Below are 12,232 nucleotides of genomic sequence, written 5' to 3'. Positions count from 1 at the left end.
TCGATCGCGGTGCTAGGGTCCGTCAACTAAGTCCGGTTTGCACCACATCACAGGGATCGTGCCGTCACTGCGCCGTCCGGCACGGTGGCCTGGTCGCAGACCGGCGCCCCAACGGCGCGACGGAAGACGAGGACACGTCCAAACCATGATCTTGAGCAGGTCATGACCCGCACCCTCATCGTCACCGCGGTGAACGCCGAGGCGGACGCGGTGTGCGCCGGTCTGATGGGGAGTTGGTCGCGCGGCCGCTCGCGCACTCCGTCCGGGCCCGGCGGCCTGGTCTCGCCCGACTGGGACCGGCAGTTGCTGACCACCTCGACCCTCGGGCCCTACGTCGGGCGCCGGCGCGGTCCGGTGACCGTTCTCGCCGCCGGCCCGGCTGGTCCGGCGTCCGCGGCCGGGACGGCCGTCGCCCTGGCGGTCGCGAGCGCGGCCGGCGAGCCGTTCGGGCTGGTCATCTCGATGGGGATCGCAGGCGGTTTCCGCGGCTGGGCTGAGGTCGGCGACCTGGTGATCGCCGACCGGATGGTCGCCGCGGACCTCGGTGCCGAGTCCGGACTCGACGAGCCGGCCGAGCCGGCAGCCCCGGTCCGGATCAACGAGATGGACCGCAACCTGGGCTTCCACCCCACCGGGGCACCCCCGTACCAGCCCGGCCCGCCACCGGGCCCGGTGGCGGCGGGCGCGTTCCTGACCATGGACGACCTGGGCCTCGGCTCGTCGACCCTGCAGCCCGACGCCGACCTCGTCCGGCGGCTGACGACCGTTCTCGACATCACCGGGCGCAGAATCGTGAGTGGCACCGTCCTCACTGTGTCGACCGTGACCGGGACGGAGCGGCGGGCCGCGGCGCTCACAGCACGGCTGGACCCGGTCGCCGAGGCGATGGAGGGGTACGCCGTCGGGATTGCCGCGGGCGCGTTCGGTGTTCCGGTGACGGAGATCCGCGCGGTCAGCAACCCGGTCGGCCGGCGGGACCGCGCGGCGTGGAACACGCAGGCCGCGCTGAGCAGCCTGCGCACCGCGGCGGCGGCGCTCGTGGCACACCCGGAGGGCCTGGTACCCGCCCCCCGCGCGGAGAAGGAGTCGGGGCCGACGGGCTAGCCCGGGCCCTCGGGAGGCAACGGACCAGGAGGTCGCGCATGAGTACACCGCCGATCGGAAGCGAGGGCGGAGCCCCGGCGCCGGACCAGCTGACGCTCGCCATCTCACCGTGCCCGAACGACACCTTCGCCTTCCACGCGCTCATCCACGGGTTGGTCCCGGGTGCCCCGGCGGTGTCGACGACCTTCGCCGACATCGACGTGCTGAACGCCCGCGCCGCCGACGGCCGGGACGACCTGGTCAAGGTCTCCTACGCGGCCCTGCCGTGGCTGCTCGACCGCTACTCGCTGCTCACCGCCGGCGGCGCGCTCGGCCGCGGGTGCGGACCGCTCGTCCTGACCGCCGGGCAGACGGACCTGCGCGGCGCCTCGGTCGCCATCCCGGGCACCCGCACCACCGCCTACCTGCTGTTCCGGCTGTGGGCCGAGCAGCTCGGCATCGGCTCGATCAACGTCGTGCCGTTCGACCGGATCATGCCCGCCGTCCGGGACGGCCAGTACGACGCCGGGCTGGTCATCCACGAGTCGCGGTTCACCTACCCGTCCTACGGACTGACCGCGGTGGCGGACCTCGGTGACTGGTGGGAGGGCCGGACGGGGCTCCCGATTCCGCTCGGCGCCATCGTGGCCCGCCGCGGGCTCGACACCGCCGCGTTGTCGGCCGCCGTGCGGGCCAGCGTGGCCGCGGCCTTCGCCGACCGGGCCGCCAGCGCGACCTTCGTGATCGAGCACGCGCAGGAGATGGCCCCCGAGGTCGCGAACGCCCACATCGAGCTCTACGTCAACGACTTCACTCTCGATCTGGGGGACGAGGGCTTCGCCGCCGTCCGGGAGCTGCTCGGGCGCGCCGCCGCCGCCGGCCTCGTCCCGGAGCTGCCCGCCGGCGCCCTGACCGCCACCGCCCCGACCGCCAGCACTCTGACCACCGGCGCGTAGCCAGAGCCGCGCCGGGCCCGTTAGCAGGGCCGGGAGTGTCACACTGACGTTCATGCCGGCGACGAGGTCGGCCAGCTCCACGAGGCCGTCACCGGCGTGCTGCGCGATGCGGAGCGTGCCGCGCAGGGCCTGGCCGCCGGCGACCTCAAGGCGGAGAAGAAGCTCGGGCTGAACGTGCACGGCCAGGCCGGGCTACCCTGCCCGCGCTGCGGGGACACCGTCCGGGAGGTGTCGTTCGCCGATCGCTCGCTGCAGTACTGCCCCACCTGCCAGACCGGCGGGCGGGTTCTGGCCGACCGGCGGATGTCAAGGTTGCTCAGGTGAGCGCCACGCCGCATCCGCCCAGCCCCGCGGCGGGTGGCAGGATGGCACTGTGAGTCCCCAGCAGATACCGACCGTGAACGTGACGGAGCTTCCCGTCCACCTGCCCGCCGAGGGTGGCCCGCTGCTCGTCGACGTACGCGAGCCCGACGAGTGGGCCGCCGGTCACATCGACGGCGCGGTCCACATCCCGATGGGCGACTTCCTGGCCCGCATCAGCGAGGTCCCCCGGGAGCGGGAGATCGTCGTGGTGTGCCGCTCCGGCAGCCGGTCGGCCGCCGTCACCGCGCACCTGGCCCGTGAGGGCTGGCAGGCCCGCAACCTCGTGAACGGGATGATCGGCTGGCAGGCCGCCGGCCGCCCCATGATCAGCGAGACCCCGCTCGCCCCCACCGTGCTCTGACCGTGCTCTGACCGCCGCCGCCGCGGCTCACCGCGGCGGCGCGGCTCCGCCTAGTCGGCTTCCACCCGCGCTGGTTCCACCCGGACGACATAGTCCTCGATCACCGGGTTCGCCAGCAGCGTCGACGCGAGGTGCTCGATGCGCGCCAGCGCCTCGGCGTCGGCCTCGCCGTCCAGGTCCAGCTCGAAACGCTTGCCCTGGCGAACGCCGCTGATCCCGGCCACGCCGAGGCGCGGCAGCGCCGTGAGCACCGCCTGGCCCTGCGGGTCGAGGATCTCCGGCTTGAGCATCACATCCACCACAACCCTGGTCACACCCGCGGACCTTACCGGCTTTCGGCGGCCCGTCCGCCTGGCTGGTTAGGCTCGCCGGGTGTCCCCCTGGAGAACATCCACCCTGGTCGTCGGTTTCGACCTGGACATGACCCTGCTGGACGCCCGCCGCGGGATCGTCGCCACCTTCGCCGAGCTGGCCACCGAGACCGGCGTCACGATCGATGGCGAGGCCGCCGTGCGCCGGCTCGGCCCCCCACTCGAGGACGAGATCGCCCGCTGGTTCCCGGCGGACGAGGTGGCCCGGCGGGCCGCCCGCTATCGCGAGCTCTACGCGGTGCACGCGGTGCCCGTCTCCGTCGCGATGCCGCACGCCACCGAGGCCGTCGAGGCGGTCCGCAGCGCCGGTGGGCGGGTCGTGGTCGTGACCGCGAAGAGCGAGCCGCTGGCCCGGGCCAGCCTGGAGCACATCGGGATCACAGCGGACCACGTCGCGGGCTGGCTGTTCGCCGAGACCAAGGGCGCGGCGATCGAGGAGCACGGCGTGGACGTCTTCGTCGGCGACCACGTCGGGGACGTCCACGGCGCGCGCGCGGGCGGGGCGGCCTCCGTCGCGGTGCCCACCGGCCCCTGCCCGCCGGACGACCTGACCGCGGCCGGGGCGGACGTCGTCCTGCCCGACCTGGCGGCCTTCCCGGCCTGGCTGGCGGACGAGGTGCTCCGCCGGCGCCTGGACACGCTCAGCGCACGGCTGGGTGAGCTCGGATCGGTGCTGGTCGCCTTCTCGGGCGGCGCGGACTCCGCCTTCCTGCTGGCCGCCGCCGCGCGGGAACTCGGCCCCGACGCCGTGGTCGCGGCCACGGCCGTGTCGGCGTCCCTGCCCGCGGCCGAACTCGACGCGGCCCGCCGCTTCGCCACCGGCCTCGGGGTGCGCCACCTGTTCCCGGCGACCGACGAGATGAGCCACGAGGGCTACCGCGCCAACAGCTCCAACCGTTGCTACTTCTGCAAGTCCGAGCTCGTCGACACACTCGCGCCGCTGGCCGTCGAGCTGGGTCTGGCGCACGTGGTCACCGGAACCAACGCCGACGACGCGCGTGCGGGGTTCCGGCCCGGCATCGGCGCGGCGGCCAGCCGGGGCGCGCGCACGCCGTTGCTGGACGCCGGTCTGACCAAGGCCCAGGTGCGCGCCGCGTCCCGGGCCTGGGGGCTGCCCACCTGGGACAAGCCGGCGGCGGCCTGCCTGGCGAGCCGGATCGCCTACGGGGTGCGGGTCAGCCCGGCCCGGCTCGCCCGGGTGGAGCGTGCCGAGACGGCGCTGCGGGTGGCCACGGCAGCGGCCGGCCTGCACATCCGCGACCTGCGCGTGCGCGATCTCGGGGACGTCGCCCGGATCGAGGTGGATGCCGACCACGTGGCCGGACTGGTGGCCCGTCCCGATCTGGTCTCGGTGGTCGTCGAGTCCGGTTTCGCCCACGCGGAGGTCGATCCCCGGGGCTTCCGGTCCGGCTCGATGAACGAGCTCCTTCCCGCCCCCGGGCGCCAGACCGAGCCGGCCTGACACCCGGATCGGGATCAGCGCCTCAGAAGGTCGGGGCGCCCTCGCCCTGCTGCCGGGCGCCCCGCTCGACGTGCTCGCGGTAGGCGGCGGCCTCACTCGGCGTCGCCGAGAGGCCGTCGGCCTCCCGCATCGCCGCGGCGTCGGCGGTACCTCCGTCGGCGTGCGCGTTCTCGTCGCGGCGACGGCTGTCCTCGGCCTCGGCGAAAGCGTCCGCGTCGCGGAAGTCGAGATCACGGTCGGGCTTCGACATGGAGCTCACTCCTCCGAACGATCGATTCTTTCTGGTTGCGCGTTGTGTGCTCCTGCTGGTGCGTCCGCTGGTGCGCGCCGTGTGCGCTTGTGTCCTGCAGCGCGACCGTTCCGCGTCACGCGCACGGCGGTCCTGCCCCGGATGCGTCTTCTGTAACGTCCTTGGGCTCCGGAAGAACTCGCCTTACCGGACAGACGCTCCATATTCCGCAGTCAGCCACGAAGTGTCCGGTGTCGGACGAACATCGGCGTGGTCATCCGGGGACGATGTCGGGCCCCGGCCACGCGGTGTCATCGTCCGCGAAGGGGCTACACATGAGGCGGGCGCCGGATAGCCTGGGAATCCGTCACCGCGTGTCAATCCGCCGATCCGCAACGCAGAACGAGGTCGCCCGTGCCCACCGGCAAAGTCAAGTGGTTCGACGTCGACAGGGGTTTCGGTTTTCTCAGCCGTGATGACGGCGACGCCGACGTCTTCGTCCACAAGGCCGCTCTGCCGTCCGGTGTGGATCGCCTCAAGCCCGGCGATCGGGTCGAGTTCGGCATTGCCGCCGGCCGGAAGGGCGATCAGGCGCTCTCGCTGCGCATTCTGAGTGCTCCTCCGTCCGTTGCCAAGGCCGCCGCGAACGCCTCACGGCGCAGCCCCGACGAGCTCCACAGCATGGTCGAAGACATGATCAAGGTCCTCGACGACGTCCAACGCGACCTGCGCCGCGGGCGCTACCCCGACCGCAGGGCGGCCCAGAAGGTGGCCAAGGTCGTCCACGCGGTCGCCAACGAGCTCGAGCGCTGACAGGCGCGACCCCCGGTCAGGCCCGGGGGTCGTCCGGCGGGGTGATCGTCACCCGGCGTCCGCAGCCCGCGCAGACCGCGACCACGGCGCCGGGCTCCTCGTCCGAGGGCACCAGGTGCGCCAGCGGCACCTGCCCACCGCACCAGGGGCAGGCCAGCCACGGCCCGGCGGTCTCGGTCATCAGCGGTGCTCCCGTCCGGGGTGTCGCGATGCGGACTGGTCCGGGGCGCACCGCTGCGCCGTCCGCTCTGGTATCGACGACTCTGACACCGACGACACCGACCCGCCGGGCGTTCCGCGCCGTGGCCGGAGAATCCGGCCATAGCTTCGGCACGCGCGGAGCCGTCGCCACGTTGGTGCAGACTGCGAACAGGCGTAGAGCCGCGACCCCGGGCACCGAAGGTGGAACATCATCGTGGATCACAACGGGGAACGCGTCGCTCCGGCGGCGCGCGGGCAGCCGGGTGGCATGGCGCCACCCGGTGAGGTCCTGCACCCGCACGAACCCCGGGCGATCGGCCCGTACCGCCTGCTGCGCCGCCTGGGCGCGGGCGGGATGGGCACGGTGTACCTCGCCGAGTCCGCCGGCCGCCGGGTCGCGGTGAAGGTCGTCCGGCCGGACCTGGCCGCCGACGAGGAGTTCCGGCGGCGGTTCCGGCAGGAGGTCGACGCCGCCCGCCGGGTCGCGCCGTTCTGCACCGCCGAGGTGCTGGACGCCGACCCCGACGCGGCCGCCCCCTACCTGGTGACCGAGTTCATTGAAGGCGTCCGGCTCGACCACGCGGTGGAGAACGGCCCGATCAGCGGTTCCACGCTGACCGGGCTCGCCGTCGGCGTGGCCACCGCGCTGACCGCGATCCACGGCTCCGGTCTCGTCCACCGTGATCTCAAGCCGAGCAACGTGCTGCTGTCGATGTCCGGCCCCCGGGTGATCGACTTCGGCATCGCGCAGGCGCTCGAGGGCGCCAAGGCGAAACCCACCGCGTGGGGCTTCGGGTCCGCCGGCTGGATGGCCCCCGAGCAGGTGAACGGCCAGGCCATCGGCCCGGAGGCCGACGTGTTCACCTGGGGCATCCTGGTCGCCTACGCGGGCACCGGCCACCACCCGTTCGGCACCGGGACGGACCTGGAGCTCAGCACCCGTATCGTCGGCTCCCGCCCGGCCCTGGACGGCCTGCCGCACGATCTGAAGGCGCTGGTCGCGGCCGCCCTCGCCAAGAACCCCGACGACCGCCCGAGCGCCCGGGACCTCCTGCTGAACCTGATCGCGCTGCCCCCCACCCGGTCCGACGACGGCACCGGGCAGCCGAGCGCCAGCGCCGTCGGCCAGGCCGAGGAACTGCTGAACCTCACCAGGGGCACGACCCTGCCCGGCCTCGCGCCGACCCGGGTCGCCCCGGGGACGTCCGGTGAGCGGGCCCCGGCCAGCCACGGCGGCCCCCCAGGTCACGGTGGCGGGGCGGGGCCGTCCGGTGTCGCTGTTCCGGCGCCGGCGGGCGCGCCGGCCTTCTCCGGGGCCCCCGGAGTGGCACGCGGGCCGGCTCCCGGCGGCGGCCCCGCGGGATTCGGGCCCTCCGGCTTCCGCCCCGCCGGTGCTGGCGCGGCACCGCACCCACCCACGCACGGGCCAAACCCGCCGGTGCAGGGCCCGTACCCGCCCGTCCCCTCTGGGACCAGCCAGCCTCGCTCCACGTGGCACCGCGTGCTCCTGTTCGGCGCTGCCGCGCTCGCAGTCGTCCTGGCCGCCTGGCTGATCAGCTCGGTCGCCGGCGGCTCGGACGATCCGGGAGCAGCCTCGGGAGCCGGCGACCGGCCCGCGGCGTCCCAGCAGCCGACGACTCCGCGCAGCGGGGGCCTGAACACACCCGTCCGCGACGACCAGCTCGAGTTCACCGCGAGCAAGATCAGCTGTGGCGCCGACCGCGTCGGCGACGGGTTTCTGGCCCGCCGCCCGAACGGCCAGTTCTGCCTGGTGGACATGAAGATCACTAATGTGGGAACGGCCGAGCGTGTTCTGAGCAACTCCAACCAGTACCTGCACACCTCGGACGGCGGCCGCCATGCCGCCGACTTCCTGGCCCGCTACTGGATCAACGACGGGATCTGGGACACGATCTCCCCCGGCGCCACGGTCACGGGCACCTTCGTCTTCGACATCCCCGTGGACGCGGAGGCCGAGGAGCTCGAGCTGCACGAGCGGCCGGAAAGCCAGGGCGTCACGATCCAGCCGTAACGACCCGGGCCAGCTGCGACGGCCCCCGGGGGCGTCAGACGAGCGGCCTGGCCGCCGCCGAGATCGCGAGCGCGTCGAACGGCATCGGCCCGACGTCGAGGACGGCGTTGCCGGAACAGGGCCGCAGGCCGTCAAGCAGGAGATCGAGATGGCGCCGCCAGACCTCGGGTGCGAAACCGTCGGTCAGGTCCAGCACGACCCGCATCGACCGGACCAGCACGATCAGGTCGGAGAGCACGACGTCCGACCGCACCGCCCCGGCCTGCTGCGCCCGGGTGAACATCTCGCCGATCAGCGGGACCACATCGGCGAACAGCAGCTTGTTGGTCCGCCCGCTCCACAGCCGGCTCGACAGGAAGGCCCACTGGCAGACCTCGGTCGTGATCGACCGGATGAAGAACGACCGCAGCGCCACCGTCGGTGGCTCGGTGGCCAGCACGTCCTCGGCGATCGAGCGCAGATGATCGACGACCGTGCCGAGGATCGCCTCGATGAGCGCGTCCTTGTTCGGGAACCGCCGGTACAGCGTGCCCATCCCGACCCCGGCCCGCTTCGCGATCTCGTCGACGCCGACGTCGAGGCCCTGCTCGACGAACAGCTCACGGGCGGCGGCGAGCACCCGCTCACGGTTGCGCTCGGCGTCGCGGCGCAGCGGCCGCGGCGAGCCGGGCGGCCGGGAGACCGGCCTCGCCCGCGCCGGCCCGGGTGGCACCGGGATCGAGCTCAGGTGCCGGGCGGGCGCGGTCTCCGCACCGGCCCGGCGCGAGAACACCGGCTCGGCACGCGGCCGGCCCAGATCATGGTCAGTCGTCCCGCCACCGGTTGGCCCGCCGTACATGCCAGAACACTGTATGGGCATCGGCCCGCCCATCCGGCCATTTCCCGGAGCCCAGCCGACGGGACCGGACACGGATCCGCATCGACGCAGGCTACGGTGGCCGTCACGGACGCAAACGGCCGTAGACGGACGAAACCGGACGTGCGAAGCGGGCCGGCCACGCCGAGCAGATCGGGGACAACAGTGGGCGAGAGCACGGCCGGCGCGGGGCCCACGAGCGCCACTGGCGCCAGGCGCCGCCGCGGAACGGGCCGTGGCGGAGCCGGCCTCGGCGGCGCGGGACGCGGGCGACTGGTCCGCGCCGCCGGCGCCCTGTGCGCGGTCGCGATCATCCTGCTGGTCGGCGGGTGCGACGAGGTCCTCGACGCCACGGCGGGAGACCCGACCGCCGCGCCCGCACCCGGCGGCGGGGTGAGCGGCGCGGGCGCCCCGCCCGGCGCAGGCTCGGCCCTCCAGGTGCTCGGCACGCTGTCGATCCGCGCCGAGGACAACTCCCCGCCCTACAAACGCAACGAGTTCGGGACGGCCTGGAGCGATGTCGACCACAACGGCTGCGACACCCGCAACGACATCCTGCACCGCGACCTGCGCAGCATCACCACCCGCAGCAACGACGACTGCATCGTCCTGACCGGCGAGCTGCGCGACCCGTACACCACCCGAATCATCCGGTTCGACCGCGGGCGCAACTCGTCGGCCGTCCAGATCGACCACGTGATCCCGCTGGCCGACGCCTGGCGCACCGGCGCACTGGAATGGACCGCGAAGGAACGCCTCGGCTTCGCGAACGACCCGGAGAACCTGCTGGCCGTCGACGGCCCGATCAACCAGCAGAAAAGCGACCAGGACGCCTCCGAATGGCTCCCACCGAGCCCCGGAATCCGCTGCGCCTACATCGCGCGCCAGGTCGGATTGAAATCCCGCTACGGCCTCTGGGTCGAACAGGCCGAGGCGGATGCCATGCGGCAGGTGCTGCAATCCTGCCCGCAGCAGCCACCGCTCGGAATGGCCGCGGCCTCCGGCTGAACACCGAACACCCGTCCGGCCGGCGACCCGCCACTGCGCGGGCCACCGGCCGGACGGCGAACGACTCCGGTCAACGCACCGGCGGGTACCCGGCGCGCCCGTCCACGTCATAGTCCGCCGGGACGTCCACCTGCCGGGTGGTGCGGCGGTGCACCCGCAGGGCCTGGGCCGGGGGCTCCTCGTACGCCCCGGCCTCGGGGTAGACGTCCACATCCGACCGCGTCACGAGGGCGCGCCGCCGCCGGGGCGCGAACACCGCGAGCTCCAGGACGAGCCCGACCGCCCCGGCCAGCATGAGGATGATCCCGACGACCGCGATGTCGAGCCCGGAGATCGTCACGTCGACCGCGAACGTGAGGATCGCGCCGAGCGCCATCAGAAATACTCCGGCACCGATTCCCATTGCGTTACTCCCTCCGAGGGCCTGTCCGGCGGAGGACGCTGACGAGGTGACCTCCGACCTTCGTGATCGGGGTCGGAGTACCCGGTGCGCCGACCGGTACTCATCCCGATGTGGGAGACATTCCGGACCGCCAACCGGTCCACCCCCCATGGCCGCCCGCCCTGACCACGGTTTTGACCCTGGCTTGTGCTGGTTAAGGGACCGAATCCCGCTTCGCACGATCTCGGGGGTTTGCTTCGCCTAAAACCGGGCATCGGGGCGTCAGCCGCTTCTCCGGGGTGAAGCGCGCCACTGGGCCGGGCCGTCAACTTGAGTCGCTGCTCGCAGCCCCAGTCATTCCGCACGCCGCAGAGGCGGCAACGGGATCAGCGGTGCCCGGCTTCACGCCCGCCACCCGTGGCCGACCGGCTGGCCGCGTCGGCGCCCTCTGCCCTGGACCCGGACTCGAGCTGGCGGGCCGGGATGCCAAGCATGTTTCCAGACCAGCAGAGAGAGGCTGAAACAACACGCTCCGGAGCAAGACCCACGCCCCCGAGATCGAGCGAAGCGAGACCGAGCCCCCCGGCCAGCCCCCAACCGAAAACCAGCCTTTGGGCCCCACGCACAGGAAGCCGAAGCGTTCGGAGCCACCGCACCCCAGCCCTCCGGGGGGTCTCGGGGGGTCACCCCCCGGAAAGCGTCGCGGCCCGCCGCGCAGCCAACCCGAAGGGGCTGGCAAGCACGACGGGCCGGCTCGTGGGCGAGGGGGGAGTTGAACCCCCACGTCCGTTAGGACACACGGACCTGAACCGTGCGCGTCTGCCATTCCGCCACTCGCCCGAGTGGGACTATCTCCTTGCCGTGGGACACGCTATCACGCTGGAGACGGTAGCTTGCGCCGCCCCCCGGCCGGCCGCGGAGGCATGTCAAGCTGCCGAGCCGAGGGTTGGACCGGCCTGGGGGCATACGATCTCACAGACCGGGAGAAGGGAGGTCGGGCATGGGCGTGCTGCAGCGCTTCGAACGGCGCCTTGGCGGCCTCGTCGAGGGTGCGTTCGCGAAGGTCTTCAAAGGCGGGGTCGAACCCGTCGAGATCGCCAGCGCCCTGGCTCGCGAGACCGACGACCGGCGTGCGAACAGCTCGAACCGTGTCCTCGTCCCGAACGAGTTCGCCGTCGAGCTGGCTGGTGGCGACTTCGCCCGGCTGGCCCCCTACACCCGGGCGCTCTGTGACGAGCTGGCGGAGATGGTCCGTGAGCATGCCGCGGAGCAGCGCTACACCTTCGTCGGCCCGGTGACTGTCCGACTCGCGGAGGCCGCCGATCTCGACATCGGCGTCTTCCGGATCCGCAGCAGTGTGGCCTCCGCGGATCCCGCGGTGGTCGGTGGCCGCCGGCCGCGGCCGGCGGCGCCGGGTACCCCGCATCTACTGATCACGACACGCGCGCCGGGCGGGTCGGGCAGCGGCGAGCGGGAGTACCCGCTGGACGCGGAGACCACGGTGATCGGGCGCAGCGTCGAGTGCGACATCCGACTGAACGACACGGGCGTCTCGAGGCGGCACGGCGAGATCCGCCGCCTGCCTGACGGGCAGTTCCTGTACGTGGATGCCGGCTCCACGAACGGCAGCCTGGTCAACGGGCGCGCGGCGACGCAGGTGAAGCTTGTCAACGGCGACCGGATCGAGTTGGGGACCGCGGTCGTGGAGTTCCGGCGTGAGGAGGCCCGCGGCGCAACCGGCCCGCGTGGGCCGCGCACGCCGGTCCCGGCGCGCTCGTCACCGCCGCCGGGCCGCCCGACCCCGCCTCCGGCGGATCACCGCACGCCGCCGCCGTTCGACCCGCGCCAGCCGACTCCGTCGACCCGCCGGGGTACTCCGTCGCCGGACGACCGCTATGCCCGCCCGGAGCCGGGTGGTCCGGGCGGCCGCGAGCCCGGTTACCGCGACCGCCCCGGCCGGGATCCACGCGATGGCGACTACCGCGAGGGGCCGTCTCCGCGTTTCCGGGACGACCCGCCCGGCCGGCCCGCCGGCGACCACCGGCCGGACGCGTACCGCGAGGGGCCGTCGCCCCGCTTCCGCGACGATCCGGGCGCGCCGCCCGACGGTTACCG

At 73.3% G+C, this 12,232-nt stretch carries 13 protein-coding genes, 1 tRNA gene and 1 pseudogene; 9 read left to right on the top strand and 6 right to left on the bottom strand.

Annotated elements, in window-relative coordinates:
* Positions 1-162 precede the first annotated feature (162 nt).
* The 4 genes and pseudogenes from mqnB (at position 163) to FMEAI12_RS35360 (ending at position 2,763) form a co-directional block, all read left to right on the top strand.
* Positions 163-1,104 carry a futalosine hydrolase gene (gene mqnB, locus FMEAI12_RS35375; protein WP_112109374.1) on the top strand — a complete coding sequence of 314 codons (942 nt, stop codon included), beginning with the start codon at positions 163-165 and terminating at the stop codon, positions 1,102-1,104.
* 38 nt (positions 1,105-1,142) lie between these two features.
* Positions 1,143-2,039: a 1,4-dihydroxy-6-naphthoate synthase gene (locus FMEAI12_RS35370; RefSeq protein WP_112109373.1), complete on the top strand. Its 897-nt coding sequence runs from the start codon at positions 1,143-1,145 to the stop codon at positions 2,037-2,039.
* A 60-nt stretch (positions 2,040-2,099) separates the two neighbouring features.
* Positions 2,100-2,363 (top strand): annotated as a pseudogene (locus FMEAI12_RS35365) (zinc finger domain-containing protein); the annotation flags it as partial.
* Positions 2,364-2,412: 49 nt separating this feature from the next.
* The gene (locus FMEAI12_RS35360; protein ID WP_071063959.1) at positions 2,413-2,763 is read left to right on the top strand and encodes a rhodanese-like domain-containing protein; all 351 of its coding nucleotides are present in this window, start codon (positions 2,413-2,415) and stop codon (positions 2,761-2,763) included.
* A 50-nt stretch (positions 2,764-2,813) separates the two neighbouring features.
* Here the strand turns inward: FMEAI12_RS35360 and purS are convergent, their stop codons facing one another.
* Positions 2,814-3,077, bottom strand: coding sequence for a phosphoribosylformylglycinamidine synthase subunit PurS (purS, locus tag FMEAI12_RS35355; RefSeq protein WP_012157592.1), 264 nt, complete (start codon positions 3,075-3,077; stop codon positions 2,814-2,816).
* A 58-nt stretch (positions 3,078-3,135) separates the two neighbouring features.
* Here purS and larE point away from each other — a divergent pair, with 58 nt between their 5' ends.
* Positions 3,136-4,596 carry an ATP-dependent sacrificial sulfur transferase LarE gene (larE, locus tag FMEAI12_RS35350; protein ID WP_255565782.1) on the top strand — a complete coding sequence of 487 codons (1,461 nt, stop codon included), beginning with the start codon at positions 3,136-3,138 and terminating at the stop codon, positions 4,594-4,596.
* A 22-nt stretch (positions 4,597-4,618) separates the two neighbouring features.
* Here the strand turns inward: larE and FMEAI12_RS35345 are convergent, their stop codons facing one another.
* Complete coding sequence (locus FMEAI12_RS35345; RefSeq protein WP_112109371.1) at positions 4,619-4,846, bottom strand: hypothetical protein; 228 nt, start codon at positions 4,844-4,846, stop codon at positions 4,619-4,621.
* A 393-nt stretch (positions 4,847-5,239) separates the two neighbouring features.
* Here FMEAI12_RS35345 and FMEAI12_RS35340 point away from each other — a divergent pair, with 393 nt between their 5' ends.
* The gene (locus FMEAI12_RS35340) at positions 5,240-5,638 is read left to right on the top strand and encodes a cold-shock protein (protein WP_012157590.1); all 399 of its coding nucleotides are present in this window, start codon (positions 5,240-5,242) and stop codon (positions 5,636-5,638) included.
* Between the two features lie 16 nt (positions 5,639-5,654).
* Here FMEAI12_RS35340 and FMEAI12_RS37495 read toward each other — a convergent pair whose 3' ends face one another.
* Entirely contained in the window at positions 5,655-5,819 is a 165-nt protein-coding gene (locus FMEAI12_RS37495) for a hypothetical protein (protein ID WP_165938627.1), read from the bottom strand.
* A 234-nt stretch (positions 5,820-6,053) separates the two neighbouring features.
* Here FMEAI12_RS37495 and FMEAI12_RS35330 point away from each other — a divergent pair, with 234 nt between their 5' ends.
* Positions 6,054-7,871 carry a serine/threonine-protein kinase gene (locus tag FMEAI12_RS35330; protein WP_112109369.1) on the top strand — a complete coding sequence of 606 codons (1,818 nt, stop codon included), beginning with the start codon at positions 6,054-6,056 and terminating at the stop codon, positions 7,869-7,871.
* A 34-nt stretch (positions 7,872-7,905) separates the two neighbouring features.
* Here FMEAI12_RS35330 and FMEAI12_RS35325 read toward each other — a convergent pair whose 3' ends face one another.
* Complete coding sequence (locus tag FMEAI12_RS35325; protein ID WP_235015108.1) at positions 7,906-8,709, bottom strand: TetR/AcrR family transcriptional regulator; 804 nt, start codon at positions 8,707-8,709, stop codon at positions 7,906-7,908.
* 183 nt (positions 8,710-8,892) lie between these two features.
* Between FMEAI12_RS35325 and FMEAI12_RS35320 the strand changes: the two genes are divergently transcribed.
* Positions 8,893-9,735, top strand: a complete 843-nt coding sequence (locus FMEAI12_RS35320) for an HNH endonuclease family protein (RefSeq protein ID WP_112109367.1) — start codon at positions 8,893-8,895, stop codon at positions 9,733-9,735.
* Positions 9,736-9,805: 70 nt separating this feature from the next.
* On the opposite strand, the gene FMEAI12_RS35315 is transcribed toward FMEAI12_RS35320, so the two are convergent.
* Positions 9,806-10,138 carry a DUF6458 family protein gene (locus FMEAI12_RS35315; protein WP_071063968.1) on the bottom strand — a complete coding sequence of 111 codons (333 nt, stop codon included), beginning with the start codon at positions 10,136-10,138 and terminating at the stop codon, positions 9,806-9,808.
* 736 nt (positions 10,139-10,874) lie between these two features.
* Positions 10,875-10,957: transfer RNA gene (locus FMEAI12_RS35310), tRNA-Leu, on the bottom strand.
* Positions 10,958-11,117: 160 nt separating this feature from the next.
* Between FMEAI12_RS35310 and FMEAI12_RS35305 the strand changes: the two genes are divergently transcribed.
* Positions 11,118-12,232, top strand: a 1,115-nt coding sequence (locus FMEAI12_RS35305) for a DUF3662 and FHA domain-containing protein (protein WP_112109366.1), incomplete at its 3' end; no start/stop codon positions are given.

It is taken from the genome of Parafrankia sp. Ea1.12 (genome assembly GCF_900465275.1).
Lineage (GTDB): Bacteria > Actinomycetota > Actinomycetes > Frankiales > Frankiaceae > Parafrankia > Parafrankia soli.
Note: the sequence above shows the minus strand (reverse complement) of the source record. Positions and strands in the feature narration are given on the sequence as shown.